The sequence below is a fragment of the Pseudarthrobacter oxydans genome (genome assembly GCF_030812335.1).
GTDB classification, from domain to species: Bacteria; Actinomycetota; Actinomycetes; order Actinomycetales; family Micrococcaceae; genus Arthrobacter; species Arthrobacter oxydans_B.
On sequence record NZ_JAUSSN010000007.1, the window covers coordinates 92,387 to 115,703 of the forward strand.

A 23,317-nucleotide genomic window follows, 5' to 3' on the forward strand; every position below is an offset into this window, starting at 1 on the left:
CGGCCTACCCCCGCGCCAGCAACGGCGTTGACTCCGGGGCCAGCGCAGCCTGCGCGGCTGCGGCCCGGTCAAGGTCCAGCCGGCTGTCGTCCGCGGCGATGTCGTCCGGATTGTGGGTCACCAGGACAACGGTGCGGTCCCGCAGGCCGTGCCGGAGCTCGGCCAGCATCGCCCGGCCGGACTCCGCATCCAGGTGGGCCGTGGGTTCATCGAGCAGTATCACGTCCGCACCGGTCAGGAGCGTGCGGGCGACGGCGAGGCGCTGGCGTTCGCCTCCGCTGAGGAAGGCTCCGCCGGGTCCGATCCGGGTGTCCAGGCCGTGCTCCAGCCGCCCGATCAGCGGTCCGAGGCCCACCGCGGCCAGGGCTTCCTGCAGCCGCGGTTCCGGCGCTCCGCCGCGCTGGCCCTCGGGCAGCCCCAGCAGCAGGTTGCCGCGGATGGTCGAGTCGAAGAGGTGCGCCTCCTGCGGGCACCAGGCGGCACGCCCGCCCAGCAGGATCTGGCCGCCGGCTGCCGGGAGGAAGCCCAGGACGACGGCGAGCAGCGTGGACTTGCCGGAGCCGGAGGTCCCGGTGACGGCCAGCCAGCGCCCGGGTTCCGCCGTGGCGGTGAGGCCGGTGAAGACCGGCGGCCCGCCCGGCCAGGCGGCCGCGAGGTCCCGAAGCTCGATCCCGGGCTTGCCGCCGGGCCGGCCGGCGACCGGGACCAGGCCGCCGGACGTGTCGGAGTCGCCGTCGTCCAGGACGCCCGCTTCGCCGATGCGCTCCAGCACGGCCCGCAGCGCGGGATATTGCCGCACCGCCGTGGTGATGGCCGCGTAAGGTTCCACGAGCGCGAGCTGGAGCAGCACCACCACGGCGACCGTGGAGGCCTCAACGGCTCCGCTGAGGGCCAGCGGGGCGGCCAGCACGGCGCTGGCCAGGGCGGCCGTGCCGCAGGCCAGCACCGTCAGGCCCTGGCCGAGCCCTTCGGCCCACGCCGAGCGCTGGGACGCGGCGGTCGCGGAGCGGTCTGCGCGGGTGATGGCGGCGAGCACCGTCGCGGAGACGCCGTTGGCGTGAAGTTCGGCACGGGCGTCCAGGGCGGCCGCCACCTGGCGGAGGACGCCGGAACGCAGCCGCTGCTCGGTCCCGGCGGACATCCGGTCCGCTGCCAGCGCCAGGGCGGGGGCCGCCACGAGGCTGAGCACCGCGGCGGCAATCACGGCAGGGAGCGCGGCCGGCAGGAGCAGCGCGATGCCGGTGACGGAGGCAGCGGCGACGGCCACGGCGGTAAGCGGAGGCAGGACCACTCGGGGCAGCAGCTCCCGGACCGTGTCGACGTCGTCCACCACGGTGCCCAGGACGTTGCCGCCCTGCAGCAGCCGGCGCAGCGAGAGGGCGCGCCGGCTCAGCGATTCCCAGAGCCGGCCGCGGAGCCGGGTCAGGGCCGCAAACACGGCGTCGTGCAGCAGCAGGCGTTCCAGATAGCGCAGCGCGGCCCGGCCGATGCCGAAGAAGCGCACGCCCACGATCGCGGTGAGCAGGTAGAGGATGGGCGGCTGCTCGCTGGCGCGGATGATCAGCCAGCCGGAGAGCCCGGCGAGGGCGACGGCGAAGAGCGCCGCCAGGGTGCCGACGGCGCCGGCCGCAACGAATTTGGCTCCTACGGGTGCGAGCAGCCGGCGGAGCCGGGTTGCCGTTGACCCGGGCGGGGTGCGTCCGGCCGTCCCCGCGTTCCGCCCGCGGGGATCCTCGTTGTCGGAGGGCTCGAGACCGGGCTGCCCGGATCCGGTCTGGCCGGGTCCGGGCAGGCCGGGTCCGGGCAGGCCGGGTCCGGGCTGCCCGACGGCGGCCGGCCGGGAATCGAGCACTGCGGCTTCACCGGCGGGGATCCCGGCGGTGCTCGAACTGGCAGCCGACGTTTCGAGGGCGGACGCTGTGGCGGATGCTGTGACGCCGGGCACCGTCGCGGCCGCGGGAGCCTGGGCCCGGGGGGCCACGGCCACGATTTCGTCGGCGAGTTCCCGGGTCAGCCGGTCGTGGGCCACCAGCAGGACGGTGACCTTTCCGCGGAGCGCGGCGATGGCACGGCTCACGGCGGTGGCGGATTCCCGGTCCAGGTGCGCGGTGGGTTCATCCAGCAGCAGCACCCTGGCTCCGGCTTCGATCCTCGCCAGACCGCGGGCGAGTGCGACGCGGCGCAGCTCCCCCGGGCTGAGTTCTGCGGGGTGCTTTGCGGCGAGGTGCTCCGCGGCGCAGGCGGCCAGGCAGCGCAACACCGTGGCGCGCACCGGATCGCCGGCACCGTCCGCGGCAGGTCCCGCGGCGGATCCCAGATATAGCCGGATCTCGTCCAGTACGGTGGGGGCCACCATCACGGGATGCTGCGGCACCCAGGCGACATCCGCCGTCGTGAATCCTTCAAGCCGTCCGGTGACGGTGGTTTCCTGGTCCGTGCCGCCGCCCGTCCCGATGGTACCGGCCAGCACGCCCAGGACGGTGCTCTTGCCGGCGCCGCTGGGCCCGTCGAGCGCGGTGATGCGCCCCGGGGATGCGGTGAAGGTCAGGGGCCCGACGGCGGCATCCGGCCGGCCGCCGTAACGGACGCTCAGCCCGGCCACGCTCAGGGCAGGCGGACGGCCGGTTCCGGCGTCAGCCCCCGCAGAGGCGGCGGCCGCCCCGGTGACGGCGGCAGCGGATGCGCAGGAGACTGCGGAGGCGGAGGAGGCAGCGTCCGCACCGGGCCCGGCGGGCCGCAGCGGCGTGGGCTCGGGCCCGTCGAGGACGGCGGTGGTTTCGGCGAGCGCTGCACGGCCGTCGTCGCTCGCGTGGTGGGCGGTGCCCAGTTCCCGGAGCGGGAGGTAGCAGTCCGGGGCAAGGATCAGGGCCAGCAGCCCCGCTTCCAGCGCCATGTCGCCATGGACCAGCCGGACGCCGATGAACACCGCCACGACGGCCACGGAGATGGTGGCGATGAGTTCCAGCGCGAGGGCGGAGAGGAAGGCGGTCCGCAGGGTGCCCATGGTCCGGTGGCGGTATTCCTCGGAGAGATCCTCGAGGGCCTTGCGCTGCGCAGTGGCCCGGCCCAGTCCCACGAGGACAGGCAGGCCTTTGGCGAGCTCCAGCATGTGGCCGGAGAGCCGTGACAGGGCCGACTGGGCTTCCCGGACGCGGTCATCCGTATAGCGGCCGATCAGGACCATAAAGAGCGGGACCAGCGGCACGGTCAGCACGATCACGACGGCGCTGATCCAGTCTGCGAACAGGATGCGCGCGCCCAGCAGCAGCGGGATCGCGGCGCAGTTCACCAGGGCGGGCAGGAACTGGGTGTAGTAGCTGTCCAGGGCGTCCAGGCCCCGGGTCGCCAGGATCGCGAGGCCGCCGTCGGAGGGGCCGGCGGACCGGGTGCCGTTGCGGAGCGCACGCTCGAGCAGCTGCGAGCGCAGCTCCTCCTTCACACCCAGCGCCGCCCGGCGCGACGCGACAGCCTGCGCCCAGACCGTCAGGGACCGCAGCACCACTCCCGCAACCCCCCAGTACAGCTGCCCGCCCCAGGCCGGGTCGCCGGCCATCAGCCCAGCCAGCATGGACGCGACCGCCTGCGCGATGAGCACGAGTGAGAGGGCCTTCAGGGCCGCGAGCAGGCCCAGCAGGTAGAGGGCGGCGCGGTTGGCGGGGCCCGGGGGGAACTGCGGTCTCATCAGGTGCTAGTCCTTGGGTGCCAGGGCTTTGGCGGCGATGGCGGGGAGGAAGCTGTGGGCCTCGGGGATGTGGGCGTCACTGACCCGGCGCCGGAACACCCAGTAGGTCCACGCCTGGTAGGCGAGCACCAGCGGCAGCCCGATGCAGGCAACGATGCTCATCAGCCCCAGGGTGTAGTCCGAGGAGGAGGCGTTGGAGATCGTGAGGTTGAAGTCCGGGTTCAGCGTGGATGGCAGGACCACCGGGAACGCGGCGCCGAAGATCGAGACGCTGCCAAGGAGCAGGAAGGCGCCCAGGGACAGGAACGCCCGGCCTTCGGCACCGGTGCGGGCGAAATTCCACGCCAGTACCGCGGCGACGACGGCGGCGACGACCGCCAGCACGGTCCACACCTCGCCGCTGAGCAGCTGCAGGCTGATCGCCCAGCCCGCGATCGGCAGCAGCAGGACGGGCAGGAGCCGGACGAACCACCGGCGCGCGCGGTGCCGGACGTCGCCGTCGGTCTTCAGGGCCAGGAACGCCAGGCCGTGCAGCAGCGAGAAGCCGACGACGGCGAGGCCGCCCAGCACCGCGTAGGCGCTGAACCAGGCGAACGGACCGCCTTCGCGGTCGCCGTTGGCGTTGAGCGGGAGTCCCGTCGTGGTCAGCCCCAGGGCTGCGCCGATGCCGAAGGCCGCCACGAGGGAGCCGAGGGAGATGGCCCAGTCCCAGCGGGCACGCCACCGGGGGTTGTCCACCTTGCCGCGGTATTCGAAGGACACGGCCCGGAAGATGAGCGCGACGAGGACCAGCAGCAGCGGCAGGTAGAGCGCGGAGAACAGCGAGGCGTACCAAAGCGGGAAGGCCGCGAAGGTGGCGCCTCCCGCGGTCAGGAGCCAGACCTCGTTGCCGTCCCAGACCGGGCCGATGGTGTTGAGCAGCACCCGGCGTTCGGTGTTGTTCCGGGCGAAGCCCTTCATCAGCATCCCGACGCCGAGGTCAAAGCCCTCGAGGAAGAGATAGCCCGTCCATAGCACCGCGATGGCGATGAACCAGATGGTGGGAAGGAGATCCATGCTGAGTATCCTCTGCGTTTCTTGGGGAGCGAAGGCTAGTAGGCGAAGGCCAGGACGTCGTCGGCGTCCCCGGGCTTGCCGGGGCCACCGCCCTTGGGGGTGGCATCCTCGTTCTCGTCCGCGGGCACGTGCGCCAGTTCCGGCATGGCCGCGACCACACCGCCGCGAATGTACTTGACCAGCAGCTTCACCTCGACCACCAGCAGCACCGCATACACGGCCGTGAGCACTACGAGGGAGGTCATAAGCTCGCCGGCGGAGACGCCGGGTGAGACGGCGGCGGCCGTGAACATAAAGACCTGGTCGATCCCGCTGGGGTCCGGGTTGGGGGCGACGACGAACGGCTGGCGGCCCATCTCGGTGAAGATCCAGCCGGCGGCGTTGGCTCCGAACGGCGCCAGGATCCCGAACACGGCCAGCCGCATGAGGCCGCGGGAGGCGGGCACTGTCCCGCTGCGGGTAACCCAGAGCGCAACCAGCGCGGCCAGGGCCGCCAGTCCGCCGAAGCCGATCATCATCCGGAAGCCCCAGTAGGTGACCTCCATGACCGGGACGTACTGGATCTCCTGCCCGGCACGTTCCCCGTAGATGGGGTTGTCCGGCAGGTTGGTTCCGTAGTCGGCCTTGTACTGGTCGATCAGGCTGTTGACGCCCTTGACCTCGGTGGTGAAGTCGCCCTTGGCGAGGAAGGACAGGATCCCGGGGACCTCGATGAGCGCGACGATGTCATCACAGTTCTTGGAGCCGACGTTGCCGATGCTCAGGATGGAGAAGCCCGTACCGTCGTGGCAGGCCGCTTCGGCGGCGGCCATCTTCATGGGCTGCTGTTCGAACATGAGTTTGCCCTGCAGGTCCCCGGTGATGGCGGTGCCGGCGAAGGAGATCATGGCGACGACGGCGCCGATCCGCAGGGAGCGGATCCAGACGGCGTGGTCGGTGCGGTCCCGGCCGGGGATGGCGGCCTCGCCCGGTACGACCTTGCCGTCCGCGCCGATGGTGTCGATCCCGTCGTGCCGGCGGCGCCACAGGTGGTACCAGGCGATGCCGAGCAGGAAGGCGCCGGCGACGGCGAGGGCGCCGAAGATGGTGTGCGGGACGGCGACGAGGGCGGTGTTGTTGGTGAAGACCGCCCAGGCATCGGTCATCACGGGACGGCCGTTGATCATCTCCACGCCCACGGGGTGCTGCATCCAGCTGTTCGCGACGATGATGAAGTAGGCGGAGAAGACCGAACCGATCACGGCGATCCAGAGGCAGGCCAGGTGGACGCCGGGCTTGAGCTGCTTCCAGCCGAAGATCCAGAGCCCCAGGAACGTCGATTCCACGAAAAACGCCAGCAGGGCCTCCATGGCCAGCGGCGCCCCGAACACGTCGCCGACGAAGCGGCTGTATTCGCTCCAGGCCATGCCGAACTGGAATTCCTGCACAATGCCGGTGGCGACACCCATAATGAAGTTGATCAGGAAGAGCTTGCCCCAGAACTTGGTCATCCGGAGGTACTCGGGCTTGCCGGTCCGGTGCCACATCGTCTGCATCACGGCGACGACGAGCCCCAGGCCGATCGTGAGCGGCACCATCATGAAGTGGTAGACGGTGGTGATTCCGAATTGCCACCGTGCGATTTCCAAGGCGTCCAAGGCAGTCCCTCACTTGCTAGGAGCAACTTCTACATCACGTAGAAAGATTCTTCTACAGAGTGTAGAACACTTTGATGGTTCACTGCACCCAGAGTCCCACGGCAGGTAACGGCCCGCAATGGAGGCGGAGCCAGTGGCTCCCGTTGAACCCGGGGCGTCCCTGGGGCAAACCCGGGAGTCTCCTCTTCCCCACCGTTGGCAGCCTTTAGCCGACCGTCGCCTTTCCACGAGACATCACAAAAGGTGCGAACAATGACCGCGACGACACCCCCTTCGGGCACCGTCCTTCTCGCCGGCGACACGGGAGATCTCGGCGGACTCATCCTGCGGAATCTGGTGACCCGGAACCTGCAACTCCGCAGAGACTTCGCACAGACACTGGACGCCACCGAAATCCAGGCCACGTCGATCCTCAATGGCGCGTTCACCGACATGCTCTCCGGGCAGGCACCAATGATCCTGTTCTCCCGCCGCCGCGTGCTCTTCTGGTCCGACCCCCACCAAGTCCTCGACTTCACTACCAAGGACGACGCGGCCACCTACACCGCCGCCGCCGCCCTCGACGAGCGGGCGCCCAGCGTCCTCCAGACTCACGCCGGCCTCTGACGAACCGTTCCCGCCGTGGCAGGGCATGCAGTACTTCGCCAGCATGTTCAGCGGCGACGCGAACCTCGCTACGTCAACAACGACAGGTATGGCAGCCGGAAGTGGACGACGGCCCGGGACGTCCTGGAACAGCACCGGCAGCAGACGCTAGGGCTTCTGGTCCTTCGCAGCCTCGGTGAAGAGAGCGCCCTGCGCAGCGCCGGAGCCCGACTGGCCGCCCCCCGGGCCGCGCAAAATGAAAGCGATACCGACGGCGACCACTGCGCCGGCCAGTGGCCCAGCGACATACACCCAGTAGTCACTAAAATTTCCCCCAGCGAGATCCGGCCCGAACGTGCGTGCCGGATTCATCGATGTGCCGGAGATGGGGCTGCCCCACAGACCGGCAACGGCAATGTACGCGCCCACCGCAAACGCCCCGAGCAACCCGACATTCGGGGCGCCGGAGGCGGTTCCCAGGATGACGCTCACCAGCACCAGCGTCAGCAGTGCCTCCATCCCGAACGCGGCGCCCGCCGAATAGTCCGCCGCCGGATAGTTTGATCCGTAGGTGGCGGAGACCCCGATCAGGGCCTGGAGCAGCACACAGGCAAGCGTCGCACCGATGAGTTGTACAACGATGTAGCCGGGCACCCGGCGCCACGGGAAGTCACCGCGGAGCGCGAACGCAATGCTGACCGCGGGGTTCAGGTGGGCGCCGGAAATCTTGCCCATGAAAAGGATGATGCCCATCACCATGAGGCCTGGGGCCACCACGGCCGCCGATCGGCTGATCACACCGGGAAACGCCTGGTTCATCATGCCACCCCCGGCCGCGACAATGACGAGCAGAAACGTGCCGTACAGCTCCGAGAAGAGGCGCCGCCATTCCTGGCGCGGATCATCAAAATCCTGGATCCGCAGCAGGATGTTCTGCTCGACAGCTCCCAGTTCGCTGGCGAGATTGTGGTCATGCGCCCGGTCCTCATGCGCGCGCACGCGTCCGGTTCTGACTTTTCGCTGATTTTCCGCCATGGCTGATCGCCTCCGCCGACGCTGGCATGCGTGCCCTGCCCAGAAGGAGCCGGCACCTGAAAAGGCCAATGTACCGCTGCCTGCGACCCTTGTCAGCGCTGCGCGGGTAGCTCTCACTAGTTGGCGGATCGCACAGTTCCGTCCGCCAGCCGGTGGGGGTTCCGCACTTTCCGCAGCGCGTTGACCACAGGCCGCTTCAGGGCCACAATCGCAAATACCTGCGCAGCCATTCTGATGGAGCGCGAAGCCGAGGCGCGTTTGCGCAACTCAGCAGGTATTGCCCCAGGCAACGAGTGCCCGGTGGGCGGTACCTGACGTCAAGGGAGGTCGTCGATCATGGCCGAGACTAAAGTCAAGCACCGGACCGTCGAGGAGCGGGCTGCGAAGGGCAAGGGATACCGGGAGAAGACGCCAGTGTCCAGCTCCAAGGGTTGGGTTCCCGCGCCGGACCGGCCGGATCCGGTCGCGCTCCTCGAGGAACAGAACCTGACCCGCGAACAGGATCTCGTACCGGTGCGCCACGGACGGATGCTGGTCTCACCGTTCACTTTCTACCGGGGCGCGGCCAAAATCATGGCCGCCGACCTGAAAGACACGCCACGGGCAGGCCTGATCACGCAGCTGTGCGGAGATGCCCACCTGTCGAACTTCGGCGTCTTCGCCTCGCCGGAGCGGACACTGCTGTTCGACCTGAACGACTTCGACGAGACACTGCCAGGGCCGTTTGAATACGACGTCAAGCGTATGTCTGCGAGTTTCACCATCGCGGCCCGGAACAACTCGTTCACCAAGGAAGAAACCCGCGACATCACACTGACCGCGGTTCGGGCCTACCGGGAAGCGATGGCCCAGTTTGCGGAAATGCGCACCCTGGACATCTGGTACGCCCGCTTGTCCGAGGAGCAACTGATTGAAGCTATCGACGTAGCCGCGGCCACGCAGAAGGGAAAAGCCCTCAAGAAAGCAGCCCAGGGCATGGCAAAGAACGCACGCGCGAACGTCGCCAAGGCCCACACGCGGGACAGCCTGCAGGCACTGTCCAAACTCGCCGAGCGTGTGGACGGGAAATACCGAATCGTCAGCCAGCCACCGATCGTCATCCCGGCCCGGGAACTGGGCGGATCGTTCAGCATGTCCGCCGATGAACTTGAGCACGTGATTCGCGAGCAGCTCCGTTCCTACCGGGCGACACTCCAGGAGGACCGGCGCCATCTCCTCGAGCGCTTCGAAATTATCGACGTCGCCCGCAAGGTCGTCGGCGTCGGCAGTGTCGGAACCCGGGCATTTATCGCCTTGCTCCAGGGGCGCGATCAACAGGACCCGCTATTCCTCCAGGTCAAGGAGGCCACACGATCCGTGCTGGAGGACCACTTGCCCAAGAGCAAATTCAAACAGCCGGGCGAGCGCGTGGTGCAGGGGCAGCGGATGATGCAGGCTGCGAGCGACATCTTCCTGGGGTGGACCAAGGGCGCACAGGAAAACCGGTACCTGTACTGGCGCCAACTGCGTGACATGAAAGGTTCAGCCGTTGTGGAAGCGATGAAACCGCTCGGCATGAACTTCTATGCCAATGCATGCGGATGGACACTGGCGCGGGCGCACGCCCGCTCGGGTGACGCCGTCGCGATCGCCGCCTATCTGGGCAAGAGCGACAAATTCGATGTGGCGATCAACGACTTCTCCGAGCGCTACGCCGACCAGAACGAACGGGACTACCAGGCCTTCGCCGCAGCGGTCCGCTCCGGCCGGCTGGAAGCAATCGAGGGCCTCTAGGCCAATATCGTCCACGACACGCCACGGCTGGTACTTCTACCTCATGTAGAAACTATCCGCAAAACACGCTAAATTTAAGACTGAAGTATCCACTGACCGCCCGGCAGAGTCGATTCGCCGGGCGGCCCTCACGAAGGATGTACGGAATGGCAAGTCTCGGTGAACTGGAACGGGCAGTGATGGATCTGCTCTGGGCAGGCCATGAGGCTGCGACCGCGAACACCCTGCGGGATCTGCTCGCGCAGAGCACGCGCCCCGAAAACGGTACCGCAGGCCACGAGGGCAAGGACCTGGCCGTCACCACGGTGCTGACCGTGCTCTCCCGCCTGGAGCGTAAGGGTCTGGTCGAGCGCGAACGCGGCACCCGCCCGCACCGCTACCAGGCAGTCTCCAGCCGTGAGGACCACACCGCTGAGCTGATGCACGAGGTGCTGGGCTCCGCACCCGACCGCGAGGCCGTGCTGGCCCGCTTTATCGGTTCCGTCACCGACACCGAGGCAGAAACGCTGCGCAAGCTGCTGGGACTCAGCTAGCGCCCAATGTTCTGGACCTCATGGTTTCTGGCGGTCCTGGCGATAGTGCTGGCCTGGCCGGTGCCTATCCTGCTGTCCCGCGCCCAGTGGCCGGCACGTTCGCCGTTCACGGCAATGCTGCTCTGGCAGGCGATCGCCCTCGCCGGCGGGCTGTCCATGATCGGCGCCATGCTGGTCTACGGGCTGGAACCGATTGGGGACAACCTGCTGGCCGGCCTCAAGGCCCTTGCCGGGATGGTCTTCAACAATGCGCCCACCACAGCACTGGGATTCTGGCACATCTTTGCGCTCTCGGCCGCGGCCCTGCTGACAGCCCATCTGGTCTTCACGCTGCTGCTGACGTACTACAAGATCCAGCGCCAGCGGCGCCGGCACCGCGAGCTGCTCGCCCTGCTCGCGTCCCCGTCCGCTGACGGCCCGCGGACCATGGTGATCAACGTCGACTCCCCCGTCGCGTACTGCCTGCCCGGAGGTGCCCGTTCGGTCACCGTGCTCTCCGACGGGCTCATGGCGGCCCTGGAACCCGCCGAACTGCGAGCGGTCCTGAACCACGAGAACGCCCATCTCGACCAGCGTCACCACCTGCTGCTCTGGGCTTTTGCGGCCTGGCGGCAGGCGCTGCCGTGGCTGCCCACCACGCAGCTGGCGCAGGAAGCCGTCAGCTCGCTGATCGAGATGCTCGCCGACGACGTCGCACTGAAGACCGAGAGCAAGGCCACCCTGATCAAGGCGATCGCGATTGTGGCGAGCGGCAACTCCGGCTCCCCCGCTGCCCGGATGGCCTTCGGCGAACCGGAACTGTCCGACGGCGAGCCAGGCCAGCCGGGTGCCACCGGCGGGGCCGGTTCGGCCCGGACGACGGCGTCCCGTGTCAGCCGCCTGCTGTCGCCGCAGCCTCCGCTCGCGGAGCCCCTGCGCGTGGCGGTCCTGGCGGCCTGCCTGCTGCTGCTGGCGGTTCCGACGGCCCTGCTGATTGTCCCCGGCCTGCTGGGCTGAGCCCCCCTTCGCGGCGGCCGGCACCGAACAGTGCCCTCCGGCGGCGACCGCCACCGGGCCACACACACAGAGGCCGGGCCGCCCCGCCCGAAGGCAGAGCGGCCCGGCCCCCGTTGCGCGGCTTTGGTCCGTGGCTACTTGAGCAGCTTGTTGGCCTTGTATTCGAGGTCCACGTTGCCGGACCCGTTCCCCTTCGCCGAGCCATTGACCGCCGAAGTGGTCATGCCAAAGGTGAGAGTGGCGTGGGCGATCGCGTCCGCCATCTCCTCCAGCACGACTTCATCGATGTTGCCTATCGTGTCGCAGGCCGCGTGATAGCACGGGTCATAGGCAACTCCGTCCTTGCCGCCGAAGACGGTCGCTTCTTCTACTGTTTTGGTGCCCTCCGCGCCGGTGAACAAGCCTCCGGCCGGGATGCCGTTGTTGATGAAGCCGAAGTAGTCGGACCGTCCGTCAAAGGCCGTCGGTGCGACGGGCAGGTTCTGGGACTTGAAGTAGTCGAGGAAGACCTTCTCCACCAGCGCGGAGCCGTTGGGGCCCTTTTCGCCGAACTCCGAGCCGTCGCCGTCGTAAACGAAGCGGACGGAGTTGGGCGAGCCCACCATGTCGAAGTTGAGGTTGACGGCGTGGTCCTTGATCTGGCGCGCCGTCAGCTGGGAGACGTAGTAATCCGAGCCGATCAGCCCGTCTTCCTCCCCGCCCCAGAACGCGAAGCGGATCCGGTTGGTCGGCTCACTGTCCAACTCCGCGAGCTGGAGTGCCGTCTCGAGGATGGCGGCCGATCCTGAACCGTTGTCGTTGATGCCGGGGCCCTCGGCCACGGAGTCAAGGTGCGCCCCGACCACCACGGTCCGGTCGGCTCGGCCGTCTGCGGTGTCCGCCAGGATGTTGAAGGAGCTGACCGGAGTCACATCGGCATCTACGGCGAGGCGCATCCTCACACTGCTGAGCGCGGCGAGTTCGGCGCCGGTGGCGTAGCTGGTGCTGACCACGGGGATTTCTGCCTGTGGCAGGTCCAAGGTGCCGCCGAACAGGCCGAGGCGGTCATCCCCCGGGACCACGTTGCCCTGGTTGAAGATGATGACCCCCGAGGCCCCTGCCGCGGCGGCGTTGTCCGCCTTGATCCGGAAGGTACAGGTGCCTCGCTGGATCAGGGCGATGTTTCCCTGCATCGAAGCGTCAAAATCGCCCCCTTCGCAGCCGCTGGTCGAGGCGTGGTCGCCGGCCAGATTCAGGTCGACGGGGATCAAGTCGGCAGTGACGTCGCCGGCGCCCGAGTAGGACATGTCGAGGAAGCGGGTGCCATAAGAGTAGGTCTCCGGATTGGGTGAGATGCGCTGCAGAGCAGCCGACGTGAAGTCGTAGCGGTCGTAGGTGAAGTGCTGGCGCTCCACACCGTAGCCGGCAGCCTTGAGCTTCTCCTCGACGTACAGGCCGGAAGCCTCGTAGCCTGACGTTCCTGCCGCGCGGTTATCGCCGTTGGCATCCGCAATGGCCTGCAGTGCACTGAGGTGGGTCATGATGTTGTCCGCCGATACCGCGGTGCGCAGGGCGTTCGAGCTGGTTCCGGTTGCTGCAAGGGCCGGCGGCGCGAAGCTGACCGCCAGCCCGATCGTGGCGGCGATGGCCGCGCGCTGGATATTCCGAGTTTGCCTCATAGGGGTCTCCTGGATTTTGCTGCGGAATCCGGCCCCGGGCGTCGTTGCCCGGGGCCGTGAGACGACACTATCGGAAGGAGGCATACCCGGTTAGAGGGCATTTGGGCACTGGCGCGATCCGGCAACGGGAAGGACAATGCACGCCTCCACCGCGCCTTTAGGGCCGGGTCAGGCGTCGATGCGTTCCCGGTCCAGGCCCGCCGCCCCGGCGATGATGAAGTCCTTGCGCGGCGCGACGTCCGATCCCATCAGCAGGTCGAAGGTCTCTTCGGCGTGCTTGGCGTTTTCGATGCCGACCTTGCGCAGGGTGCGGTGCCGCGGGTCCATCGTGGTCTCGGCCAGTTGCTCCGCGTCCATCTCGCCCAGGCCCTTGTAGCGCTGGATCGGCTCCTTGTACCGCTTGCCTTCCTTGGCGAGCCTGGCCAGCAGGACGTGAAGTTCGGCCTCCGAGTAGGTGTAGATCATCTCGTTGGCCTTCTGCCCGGCGTTGATGACCTCCACCCGGTGCAGCGGCGGGACGGCCGCGAAGACCCGGCCCTCCTCGATCATCGGCCGCATGTAGCGGAAGAACAGCGTGAGCAGGAGCGTGCGGATGTGGGCGCCGTCGACGTCGGCGTCGGTCATCAGGATGACCTTGCCGTACCGGGCGGCGCTGATGTCGAAGCTCCGGCCGGAGCCCGCGCCCACCACCTGGATGAGCGCGGCGCATTCGGCGTTTGAGAGCATGTCGCCCACCGAGGCCTTCTGGACGTTGAGGATCTTGCCGCGGATGGGCAGCAGCGCCTGGAAGTCGGAGGAGCGCGCCAGCTTGGCGGTGCCGAGCGCCGAGTCGCCTTCGACGATGAACAGCTCGGAGCGCGCGACGTCGTCCGTGCGGCAGTCGGCGAGCTTGGTGGGCATGGAGGACGTCTCGAGGGCGTTCTTGCGGCGCTGGGTTTCCTTATGGACGCGGGCGGAGATGCGTGACTTCATCTCGCTGACGACCTTTTCCAGCAGCAGCGCCGACTGGGCCTTGTCGTTGCGCTGGGAAGAGGTCAGCTTCGCGTTGATTTCCTGTTCCACCACCTTCGCGACGATGGCGCGCACGGCCGAGGTGCCCAGGATTTCCTTGGTCTGGCCCTCGAACTGCGGCTCTGCGAGCCGGACGGTGAGCACGGCGGTGAGTCCCGCGAAGATGTCGTCCTTCTCGATCTTGTCGTTGCCGGCCTTCAGCTTCCGGGCATTGCTCTCTACCGCCTTGCGGAAGGTCTTAAGGAGCGCCTGCTCGAACCCGGTCTGGTGGGTTCCGCCCTTGGGGGTGGAGATGATGTTGACGAAGGTGCGCACCGTGCTGTCGTAGCCGATGCCCCAGCGGAGGGCGACGTCGACCTCGCAGTCCCGTTCGACCTCGGTGAGGTGGCTGTGGCCCTTGTCGTCCAGGACCGGGACGGTCTCCTTGAACTTGCCGGCGCCGTGCAGACGCCAGACGTCCGTAACGGCGGGGTCGGCGGCGAGATATTCGACGAACTCGGAGATGCCGCCGTCGTGGTGGAAGACCTCCTCGTGCCCGCCGAGCTCGCCCGGGGTGCCGGGGAGCTTGCGCTCATCCCGGACGGTGAGTTTCAGGCCGGGGACCAGGAAGGAGGTCTGGCGGGCGCGGGCGGCGAGTTCGTCGTAGGAGAACTTGGCGTCCGGGGTGAAGATCTGCCGGTCCGCCCAGTAGCGGATCCGCGTGCCGGTGACGCCGCGCTTCGCCTTGCCCACGATGTCCAGGACGGAACCGTCGACGAAGGGCGAGAACACCGAAGCCGGGTCCGGCCGGGTGCCGGTGTCCTTGAAACGGCCGGGCTCGCCGCGGCGGAAGGACATCTTGTAGGTCTTGCCGCCCCGGTCCACTTCGACGTCCAGCCGGGCTGACAGGGCGTTCACGACCGAGGCGCCCACGCCGTGCAGCCCGCCGGAGGCCGTATAGGAACCGCCGCCGAACTTGCCGCCGGCGTGCAGCTTGGTGAAGACGACTTCGACGCCGCTGAGCCCGGTCTTCGGTTCGATGTCCACCGGGACGCCGCGGCCGTCGTCGTGAATCTCCACCGAGTTGTCCGCGTGCAGGATGATTTTGATGTCATGGCCGAACCCGGCGAGGGCCTCGTCGACGGAGTTGTCGATAATTTCCCAGAGGCAGTGCATGAGTCCGCGGGAGTCTGTGGAACCGATGTACATGCCCGGTCGCTTGCGGACGGCCTCGAGGCCTTCCAGCACGGAGAGATGCCGGGCGGTGTAATCAGAACTTGGTGCCACGGGGCGGAAACTCCTTCAGGAACGGGACCGTCGCCATCGGACGGACAAAGCATTTTGGCGCTCTTCCTAGGGTAGTCGGAGAGCCGGCGTCCGGCGTGCTGCCACTCCTCCGGCGCCGCACGCGCCGGAACCCGTTACCGAGACGTGATACGCGTACAGCGAAAGTGGGCCATCCGTGCCACGGTTTCGCTGCGAATGCTGGTTATATAGGTATACCGATCTACCAAGGAGGCCGAACATGACAACAGCAGTTGCGGACCGCACACTCACCACCGTCGACCGGTGCGATCGTTGCGGAGCACAGGCGTATGTCCGGGTTGTTCTCGGCGCCTCCGGAGGTGAGCTTCTTTTCTGCGGCCACCACGCCCGCGCCGTAGAACCGACGCTCAGGCCGCTCAGCTCAGACTGGCACGACGAGACCGGACGCCTTCACGAGAAGCCGGCAGTCCCGGTCGACTAGAGTCCGGTCGCTTAGACCACGTGAGAAAGAGCCCCTCCGGTTCCGGAGGGGCTCTTTCCGCGTTAACGACAACTTCTGCGAACAACGCACGTCGGTTAACGAACAACGCGGGGTCATTTCCCGCCCAATCCTCCGGGGAGGATAGGCGGGAAATGACCCCGCGTTGTTTGGTGCGTGCCTAGTCCAGGTAGTCCCGGAGGACCTGGGACCGCGACGGGTGCCGCAGCTTGGACATGGTCTTGGATTCGATCTGGCGGATCCGCTCGCGCGTGACTCCGTAGACCTTGCCGATTTCGTCTAAAGTCTTCGGCTGTCCGTCGGTCAGGCCGAAGCGCATCGCGACCACGCCGGCTTCGCGTTCGGAGAGGGTGTCCAGCACCGAGTGCAGCTGTTCCTGCAGCAGGGTGAAGCTCACCGCGTCGGCGGGGACCACTGCCTCGGAGTCCTCAATCAGGTCACCGAATTCAGAGTCGCCGTCCTCGCCCAGGGGGGTGTGCAGGGAGATCGGCTCGCGGCCGTACTTCTGGACTTCGACGACCTTCTCGGGTGTCATGTCCAGTTCGAGGGCCAGCTCTTCCGGAGTGGGTTCGCGGCCGAGGTCCTGCAGCATCTGGCGCTGCACGCGGGCGAGCTTGTTGATGACTTCCACCATGTGCACCGGGATGCGGATGGTGCGGGCCTGGTCGGCCATGGCACGCGTGATGGCCTGGCGGATCCACCAGGTGGCGTAGGTGGAGAACTTGAAGCCCTTGGTGTAGTCGAACTTCTCGACGGCACGGATCAGGCCCAGGTTGCCTTCCTGGATCAGGTCCAGGAACAGCATGCCGCGGCCGGTGTAGCGCTTGGCCAGCGAGACCACGAGGCGGAGGTTGGCCTCCAGCAGGTGGTTCTTGGCACGCTTGCCGTCGTGGATGACGAATTCGAGCTCACGCTTGAGCTTCGGATCCATGGTTCCGTCGTCGGCGTTGATCTTTTCCTCGGCAAAGAGGCCGGCCTCGATGCGCAGGGCGAGGTCGACTTCCTGCTCGGCGTTCAGCAGGGCGACCTTGCCGATCTGCTTCAGGTAGTCCTTGACCGGGTCGGCGGTGGCGCCGGCGGACATGACCTGCTGCACGGGGGCGTCGTCGTCGTCGGCGTCGGAGTAGACAAAGCCGGAGCCGGTGGCAGCTGCTGCGGCCTTGGCGGGGATTTCCTCCCCGTCCTCACCGATCTCGACGGCCTCCACGACGACGTCGTCGAGGTCTACTTCGACTTCCTCATCGGTGTCATCGTCACCGTTGGCTTTGCCGGCGGCTTGCGCCGCGGCTTTAGCGCCGGGCTTGGGCCCGCGCTTCTTGGGTTCAGGCTTGGCGACTGCCGATGCGGTGGTGTCACCTTCGGCCGAGGCTGCGTCTTTGACAGCCTTGTTGGCTGCACGCGTGGCGGCGCGCTTGGCGCTCGTCGCCGCCTTCTTCTCCTCGGGGGACAATACGGCCTGGTCGGCGGGTTCCTTCTTCGCGGAAGACGGGGTCACAGAAAACCTTTCTAGCGGCGGTCTGTGGAATCACCATACGGGCAACACCACTATGACCCTGTCAAGTCCGTGTTTGACATCAGGTGCAATCACGACCAGCAGAGCCACTAAGTAGAACTCCTGGGGTGACCGTAATGTTCCCTGTTTCCACGGTTCACTACAAGCACTTAATACACGGACCCAACCGGGTCTCGGCAACCATTGTCTCACGGTTTTCTCAATCGGGACCGACGCAGGGCGCGGGGCCGGGATATCGGGCGGCGCCCGCCCGGCTGGCGGCGGCGGCGCCGCCGCCGCCGCGGCCCGGCGTTGGCTTGGTGTCAGGCAACGTCCGGCTCGAACCGCTGCCAGGCCGCCTCCCTCCTGGCCGCCCAACCGCAGAGCGTCCCGCGGCGGACCAGTTCCGCGAGCAGTTCGGCCAGCCGGTAGCCCGGGAGCTCCTGGTCGGCGCGGCGGAAAAGTGCATCGGCAAAGGATCCTTTGCCGCGGCACCACTCAATCCAGCCCCGCCCGGTCAATGCGGCGGCTCCCGCCTCACCGCCGGCGGCGCACAACTGCTCCAGCACCCGGTCCAGGCGTGCCATCAAGGCCCAGTCCGGCAGCGGGGGCGCCAGACCCAGCAGGACCTCACCGTAGCCGGGAACCTCCGGCCGCTGGTGGCCGGCACCGCCGCCGCCTCCCGCTCGGCCGGCGACGCCTTTCCTGGGGCCCCCTCCCCTGGGGCCCCGTCCCATGGTCGTCTCTCCCCTGGGCGTCTCTCCCCGGGGCGTCTCTCCCCTGGGCGCCTCTCCCCTGAGGCTCGCTCCACCGGAGCCCTGTCGACTGGGGGCCGGGCCGCGCGGCGGGAAGCCTTCCAGCGGAGGCAATGGAGCCAGCGGCCGCGAAGACTGTTCGGAGGCAGGCAGGGAACCTTCCCCTCCGGGATCCGGTGGCCCGCCGTGGAACACACCGAACTCGTCGGCTCCGCGCTCAGCGGCCTCCGCCCCGGCAGCCGCCATGACCAGCACGGCGTCGCGCCAGGACGGAACGCACAGGGATGCGCGCAGGTAGCCTGTGAGCGCCGTGGACAGTGTCGGCGCGTGGGCCTGCAGCACCCGCGCCCAGACGTCCAAGACCTGGCTGAACTGGCGCCTGTCCCGCACGAGGGCGGAGAACAGCTGCGTCCACTCCCGCTGGGCCTCCAGCACGGCGGGATCCGGCGGACCCGGCGGCGGCTTGAGCACTGCGGCGCCGGGAGCCGCTCCCACGGTGCTGCCGCGGTAGACCATCTCGGCGTTGAGCCTGCTGTTCCTGATCTCCTCCACGGGACGCCCGGGCGGTGCGCAGCACGACGGGTCCAGGCAGTAGGCGTTGCGCCAGTAGTCGGCACCGACGAGCCAGGCGTCCCGCACGGGCATGCCCGCGTCGGCCAGTGTGTTTTCCAGCGCCGCCAGGAGTTCCCCCCACGGCGCGCCGTCCCCGTCGGTTTCGGTAAAGAGGGCCAGCAGCGAGCCGTCCGCCTCGGCGTCGGCCGCCAGGTAGGACGCCACGGAACGGGCAAAGCCTGCCGGCCCGGGAGTGCCGGACCAGTCCGGGCTGCCGCCGTCGCCCGGGAGGTCAACCCGCAGCGTGGCGCCGAGCCGTTTGCCCTGCATGGTTATGGCGACGAGGCTGCGGGCCGGCCAGTAGCCCAGGGAATGCGGGATGAACCCGAGGATGTCCTCCGGGCCGGTGATTCTCAGGTGATCGGGAGCTGTCATGAAGCCAGCTTCGCGGCCCGGACACGCCCGCGTTAGGGCCGGCCTGTCCTATGTGGATAACGCGGGTGGACAACGCGAGTGGATAACACGAGTGGACAACGCGGGTGGACAACGGCGGGAGGCGGCCAGGTCCCCGTGTCAGGGCGTGCGGCGCCGCTCTGCACTGCGCCGGCGCTGTTCGGCGAGGGCCGCCAGCAGCGGCGGCACCCGGACCCCCTGGGCCGCCATCTGCTTCCGCACCTTTCGGCGGCTGACAACGATGGCTCCGGCTCCTCCGGCCAGCAGCAGGAACTGCACGCTCAGGGCGATCCGGAACGGATCGAGCCCGTACAGCTCGCCCTGCGAGAAGCCGGTGGCGTGCAGCACGTCAAGGACCAGGCCGATCAGGTAGATGGCGATGAGGGAGGCGATAAAGCCGCCCACGTTCACAATCCCGGTCGCAGTGCCGATCCGGTGGGCCGGGTTAAAGGTGCGGGCAAAGTCGAAGCCGATCATGGAACCGGGGCCGCCGATGGCGAGCACCACCACGAGCCCGGCCAGCAGCCACAGCGGGGAGCGACCCGGAATAAGCAGCACCGCCGCCCACGCCGCGGCGGTGGCGGTGGAAATCAGCAGCACCATGGTGGAGCGCCGCAGCGGGTGCCGCGCGACGAAGCTGCCCATCAGCGGACCGGCGGCGATGGCCGCGGCCACGTACAGCGTCATCAGCGCAGAAACGGCCGGCGTCTCCAGGCCCTGCGCCGAGATCAGGAAGGGGTAGCCCCAGGTCATCGCGAAGACGGTGCCGCTGAACTGGACCGTGAAGTGGCTCCAGAGCCCCAGCCGGGTGCCGGGCTGCCGCCAGGCGTGGGAGATGGAGATCCCGGTGGCGCGCAGCCCCTGGGACGGTTCCGGTGCCGGGTGCCCGGGCGGCCGGTCCTGGAGCAGGACCAGCACGAGGACCACGGCGAGGACGGACATGGCCGTGAGCGTCAGGAACGCGGGGGTCCAGCCGGCGAGGTGCAGGATCATGGCGAAGGGCACCACACTGAAAAGCTGGCCGAGCTGGCCGGACATTCCGGTCAGCTGGGTGAGCAGAGGAACGCGGGCGGCGGCGAACCAGATCGGGATCAGCCGGATCACTGCGATGAACGTCATCGCATCGCCGGCGCCCACCAGGACCCGGCCCAGCACACCTCCGGGGATGTTCTCAGCAAAGGCCAGCTGGAGCTGCCCCAGGCCCATCAGGACGGCGCCGCCGGCGATCATGGCCCGGGAGCCGAAGCGGTCCACCAGGATGCCGACCGGAATCTGCAGGGCCGCGTAGACGAGGAGCTGCAGCACGGTGAAGAAGGAGATCTCGGCCGCGCTGGCGTGGAAGCGTTCCGTGGCCTCCAGCCCCACCACACCGAACGAGGTGCGCTGGCTGACCGCCACAAGGTACGCGAAGACCCCGACGATCCAGATCAGCCAGGCGCGGGGTAAAGTCACACTTCCATTATGCCCAGCAGAGATAGAAATAGTATTTATTCGCCGGGTTCTTTACGGGCCAGGTAGGCCTCGACGGCGGCCCCGAGGTCATCGGCGTTGGGCAGCTGGTCGTTCTCATCGGCGAGCAGGGACCGCCGCACGGTTCCCTCGGCGTTCTCGTCGTACCGGGTTTCGAGCCGGGAGACCACCTGCTGTACCTCCTCCGAAGCCTCAATCTGCTCGGCGATCTGGCGTCCGACATCCCGGCCCGCTTCGCGGAGCCGGTCGGCGGGCAGCATCAGCGAGGTGGCAGCCCCAAGGTATTCGAGTCCGGCGACGGCCGCCGTCGGGTACTCGGCTTCGGCAAGGTAGTGCGGCACGTGCATCACGTAGCCGGCGACGTTGCGGCCGGCCTCCGTGAGCCGGAGTTCCAGGATGTGGCCGACGGCGGCAGGCACCTCGACGGTGGGCTTCCACACCGAGATGCCCTCGATGAGGTCCGGGCGGTTGCCGTGCACCGTCACTCCGACGGGACGGGTGTGCGGGACCGGCATGGGGATGGAATGGATCCAGGTGACGAGGTTGACGTCCAGTTCCCCGACGATGCCCACGACGGCGCGCGCGAACCGCTCCCACTGCAGGTCCGGTTCGAATCCGGCGAGAAGCAGGAACGGGCTGCCCAGCCCGTCGACCAGGCGGTAGAGCGCCAGGCGCGGCGCCTGATAGTCCTGCAGGTGGTCCTCGACGAAGCTGATCTGCGGGCGGCGGGACCGGTAGTCGATCAGCTGGTCGGCGTCGAATTCGGCCACCATTTCGGAGTCCAGGGTGTCCAGCAGTTCGGCGGTGATCTGCCGGACGACGTGTCCTGCGTCGGCGAACCCGGTGAAGCCCATGACGAGGTTCAGCCCTTGCAATTCGGGGCTGTGGAACAGCGCGTCATCACGCAGGTAAAGCGATTCGGGGTCCAGCAGGGAGCCGGAAATCCGTTCAAGCACGGCATGTTCCTTTCGTCGTAGTTAGTGGGCAGCCGGACGTGCCCTGCAGGGGCGCCGGCGCTGATATGGGGTACAACACGGCGGAGTGCCGGGGCATTCCTGATCGGGGTGTGCTCCAGCTCTCATTCAATTGAACACCCGCGCCGCGGAGAGACTACGATCGGAGCTGGCCTTATGACGGCTTGAAGACACTTGGGTTACGTCTCAAACCGGCAGCGGCCCAGGTTCCAAGGCAGGGCGCCGAACATGCAGTTCCTGCCGTAAAAACTCAGAGAATTGAGGACTGTCCTCGTGGTCAAGAATACTGAAGTCAAACTTAGTGCAGTCGCAGGGGACCTGAAGAAGTCCCCCAGCGACGCCCTTGTCATCGGCGTCGGGCAGGGCACGGACGGCCCTGTCCTGCTCAGCAACCCCCTGACGGCCAAAGCCGCCGAAGCCCTGGCGGAATCACTGAGTGTTCTTGGCATCACCGGCGCAGCCGACCAGGCCCACCGCCTCCCGGGCCTGAGCGAATCCGGCGCGAAAGTCCTCGTGCTCGCCGGTGTCGGAAAGATTTCCGCCGCGCAGCCCCTCACCGAAGAGGCGCTCCGCCGCGCCGCCGGCTCGGCGGTCCGCCAGCTGGCCGGCGTCGGCACCGTCACCCTGGCCCTTCCGACGGCGTCGCTCGGCGACGTTGCCGCCGTCGCCGAGGGCGCGGCGATGGGCGCCTACTCTTTCACCGAATACCGCTCCTCCAAGGATGACCTGAAGGATCCGGTGAAGAACGTTGTGATTGTCACGGACTTTGCCGCCAACAGGGCCCTGAAGCCGGTACTGGACCGTGCCGCCCTGATCGGCAAAGCCGTCAATGCGACCCGCTCCCTGGTCAACCAGCCGCCAAGCCACCTCTACCCCGAATCCTTCGCGGACGCCGCCAAGGAACTGTCCAAGGGGCTGCCCGTCAAGGTCACCGTATGGGACGAAAAGCGCCTGGAAAAGGAAGGCTTCGGCGGCATCCTCGGCGTCGGCAAGGGTTCCACCCGGCAGCCGCGCCTGGTCAAGGTCGAATACTCCCCCGCCCGGGCCACCGCCAAGATCGCCCTCGTGGGCAAGGGCATCACCTTCGACACCGGCGGCATCTCGATCAAGCCGGCCCTCGGCATGGGCGACATGAAGTCCGACATGGCGGGCGCCGCCGTCGTCCTTAACAGCGTGCTGGCCATCGCCGGCCTCGGCCTGCCCGTCAAGGCGACCGCCTGGCTCTGCATCGCCGAGAACATGCCCTCCGGCGCCGCGCAGCGCCCGGCCGACGTGCTCACCATGTTCGGCGGCAAGACCGTCGAAGTCCTCAACACCGACGCCGAGGGCCGGCTCGTCATGGCGGACGGCATCGTCGCCGCCAGCCAGGAGTTCCCGGACGCCATCATCGACGTCGCCACCCTCACCGGCGCGCAGCTGGTCGCCCTCGGCAACCGTACCGCCGGCGTGATGGGCGCCGACTCCGTCACCGGCCCGCTCAAGGCGGCCGCGGACCGCGCCGGCGAGCTGGTCTGGCCGATGCCGCTGCCCGAAGAGCTGCGCCCCAGCCTGGACTCGCAGGTTGCGGACATCGCCAACATCGGCGAACGCCACGGCGGCATGATGACGGCGGCCGTGTTCCTGCGCGAGTTTGTGGGCAAGGGCAGGGACGGCGAGCCGATCCCCTGGGCCCACATCGACATCGCCGGCCCGTCGTTCAACAACGGCAGCCCCTACGGCTACAACCACAAGCAGGGGACGGGCTGCACCGTGCGCACGCTGGTGGCCTACGTCGAGGACATTTCGGCCAAAACCGCCTAGGCGCAATCCGCCCAGCCGTCGCGCGGGCTGGTGGCCGGGCAACCTGCCCCGGCCACAAGGGCCGCGTGACTCTGGACACAAGCGCTCCACAAACGCCACGGCAAGGTGGAG

General features: G+C 68.0%; 16 protein-coding genes. 6 read left to right on the top strand and 10 right to left on the bottom strand.

Features of this window, described 5'->3' with window-relative positions; translation table 11 throughout:
* Nucleotides 1–4: 4 nt before the first annotated feature.
* From cydD to J2W14_RS12985, 3 genes are read right to left on the bottom strand one after another with little or no spacing between them, the layout of a single operon-like run.
* A complete protein-coding gene (cydD, locus tag J2W14_RS12975) occupies nt 5–3,682 on the bottom strand; it encodes a thiol reductant ABC exporter subunit CydD (RefSeq protein ID WP_307463009.1) in 3,678 nt (1,225 codons plus the stop codon).
* A 6-nt stretch (nt 3,683–3,688) separates the two neighbouring features.
* Nucleotides 3,689–4,738, bottom strand: coding sequence for a cytochrome d ubiquinol oxidase subunit II (cydB, locus tag J2W14_RS12980; RefSeq protein WP_307463012.1), 1,050 nt, complete (start codon nt 4,736–4,738; stop codon nt 3,689–3,691).
* Between the two features lie 35 nt (nt 4,739–4,773).
* Entirely contained in the window at nt 4,774–6,375 is a 1,602-nt protein-coding gene (locus tag J2W14_RS12985; protein WP_307463015.1) for a cytochrome ubiquinol oxidase subunit I, read from the bottom strand.
* Between the two features lie 252 nt (nt 6,376–6,627).
* Here J2W14_RS12985 and J2W14_RS12990 point away from each other — a divergent pair, with 252 nt between their 5' ends.
* The gene (locus tag J2W14_RS12990) at nt 6,628–6,981 is read left to right on the top strand and encodes a hypothetical protein (protein ID WP_307463019.1); all 354 of its coding nucleotides are present in this window, start codon (nt 6,628–6,630) and stop codon (nt 6,979–6,981) included.
* A gap of 147 nt (nt 6,982–7,128) precedes the next feature.
* On the opposite strand, the gene J2W14_RS12995 is transcribed toward J2W14_RS12990, so the two are convergent.
* Entirely contained in the window at nt 7,129–7,959 is an 831-nt protein-coding gene (locus J2W14_RS12995) for an MIP/aquaporin family protein (RefSeq protein WP_307463022.1), read from the bottom strand.
* A 372-nt stretch (nt 7,960–8,331) separates the two neighbouring features.
* Here J2W14_RS12995 and J2W14_RS13000 point away from each other — a divergent pair, with 372 nt between their 5' ends.
* From J2W14_RS13000 to J2W14_RS13010, 3 genes are all read left to right on the top strand, one after another.
* Complete coding sequence (locus J2W14_RS13000; RefSeq protein WP_307463023.1) at nt 8,332–9,768, top strand: DUF2252 domain-containing protein; 1,437 nt, start codon at nt 8,332–8,334, stop codon at nt 9,766–9,768.
* A 146-nt stretch (nt 9,769–9,914) separates the two neighbouring features.
* Nucleotides 9,915–10,301, top strand: a complete 387-nt coding sequence (locus J2W14_RS13005; protein ID WP_069951345.1) for a BlaI/MecI/CopY family transcriptional regulator — start codon at nt 9,915–9,917, stop codon at nt 10,299–10,301.
* Nucleotides 10,302–10,307: 6 nt separating this feature from the next.
* Nucleotides 10,308–11,297, top strand: coding sequence for a M56 family metallopeptidase (locus J2W14_RS13010; RefSeq protein ID WP_307463026.1), 990 nt, complete (start codon nt 10,308–10,310; stop codon nt 11,295–11,297).
* A 134-nt stretch (nt 11,298–11,431) separates the two neighbouring features.
* Here the strand turns inward: J2W14_RS13010 and J2W14_RS13015 are convergent, their stop codons facing one another.
* The gene (locus J2W14_RS13015) at nt 11,432–12,955 is read right to left on the bottom strand and encodes a M28 family peptidase (RefSeq protein ID WP_307463028.1); all 1,524 of its coding nucleotides are present in this window, start codon (nt 12,953–12,955) and stop codon (nt 11,432–11,434) included.
* A gap of 168 nt (nt 12,956–13,123) precedes the next feature.
* Complete coding sequence (locus J2W14_RS13020; RefSeq protein ID WP_307463030.1) at nt 13,124–15,232, bottom strand: DNA gyrase/topoisomerase IV subunit B; 2,109 nt, start codon at nt 15,230–15,232, stop codon at nt 13,124–13,126.
* 238 nt (nt 15,233–15,470) lie between these two features.
* Between J2W14_RS13020 and J2W14_RS13025 the strand changes: the two genes are divergently transcribed.
* Entirely contained in the window at nt 15,471–15,692 is a 222-nt protein-coding gene (locus J2W14_RS13025; RefSeq protein ID WP_282383279.1) for a DUF7455 domain-containing protein, read from the top strand.
* A 178-nt stretch (nt 15,693–15,870) separates the two neighbouring features.
* Here J2W14_RS13025 and J2W14_RS13030 read toward each other — a convergent pair whose 3' ends face one another.
* From J2W14_RS13030 to J2W14_RS13045, 4 genes are all read right to left on the bottom strand, one after another.
* Nucleotides 15,871–17,205 (bottom strand): RNA polymerase sigma factor, encoded by a 1,335-nt coding sequence (locus J2W14_RS13030; RefSeq protein WP_307463032.1) that lies wholly within the window; start codon nt 17,203–17,205, stop codon nt 15,871–15,873.
* Nucleotides 17,206–17,525: 320 nt separating this feature from the next.
* Entirely contained in the window at nt 17,526–18,944 is a 1,419-nt protein-coding gene (locus J2W14_RS13035; protein ID WP_307463035.1) for a DUF4192 family protein, read from the bottom strand.
* A 138-nt stretch (nt 18,945–19,082) separates the two neighbouring features.
* Nucleotides 19,083–20,414 carry an MFS transporter gene (locus J2W14_RS13040; protein ID WP_307463037.1) on the bottom strand — a complete coding sequence of 444 codons (1,332 nt, stop codon included), beginning with the start codon at nt 20,412–20,414 and terminating at the stop codon, nt 19,083–19,085.
* Nucleotides 20,415–20,449: 35 nt separating this feature from the next.
* Nucleotides 20,450–21,388 carry a proteasome assembly chaperone family protein gene (locus J2W14_RS13045; protein WP_307463040.1) on the bottom strand — a complete coding sequence of 313 codons (939 nt, stop codon included), beginning with the start codon at nt 21,386–21,388 and terminating at the stop codon, nt 20,450–20,452.
* Between the two features lie 291 nt (nt 21,389–21,679).
* On the opposite strand from J2W14_RS13045, the gene J2W14_RS13050 reads away from it, so the two are divergent.
* On the top strand, nt 21,680–23,206 hold the full coding sequence (locus J2W14_RS13050) for a leucyl aminopeptidase (protein ID WP_307463042.1): 1,527 nt from the start codon (nt 21,680–21,682) through the stop codon (nt 23,204–23,206).
* The last annotated feature ends 111 nt before the right edge of the window (nt 23,207–23,317 follow it).

Bases quoted from the DNA above. Each gene is read 5' to 3' on its own strand.
- J2W14_RS12990 (WP_307463019.1), top strand. From the start codon at position 6,628: ATGACCGCGACGACACCCCCTTCGGGCACCGTCCTTCTCGCCGGCGAC.
- J2W14_RS13035 (WP_307463035.1), bottom strand. From the start codon at position 18,944: ATGACAGCTCCCGATCACCTGAGAATCACCGGCCCGGAGGACATCCTC.
- J2W14_RS13025 (WP_282383279.1), top strand. From the start codon at position 15,471: ATGACAACAGCAGTTGCGGACCGCACACTCACCACCGTCGACCGGTGC.
- cydD (WP_307463009.1), bottom strand. From the start codon at position 3,682: ATGAGACCGCAGTTCCCCCCGGGCCCCGCCAACCGCGCCGCCCTCTAC.
- J2W14_RS13000 (WP_307463023.1), top strand. From the start codon at position 8,332: ATGGCCGAGACTAAAGTCAAGCACCGGACCGTCGAGGAGCGGGCTGCG.
- J2W14_RS13005 (WP_069951345.1), top strand. From the start codon at position 9,915: ATGGCAAGTCTCGGTGAACTGGAACGGGCAGTGATGGATCTGCTCTGG.
- J2W14_RS13010 (WP_307463026.1), top strand. From the start codon at position 10,308: ATGTTCTGGACCTCATGGTTTCTGGCGGTCCTGGCGATAGTGCTGGCC.
- J2W14_RS13015 (WP_307463028.1), bottom strand. From the start codon at position 12,955: ATGAGGCAAACTCGGAATATCCAGCGCGCGGCCATCGCCGCCACGATC.
- cydB (WP_307463012.1), bottom strand. From the start codon at position 4,738: ATGGATCTCCTTCCCACCATCTGGTTCATCGCCATCGCGGTGCTATGG.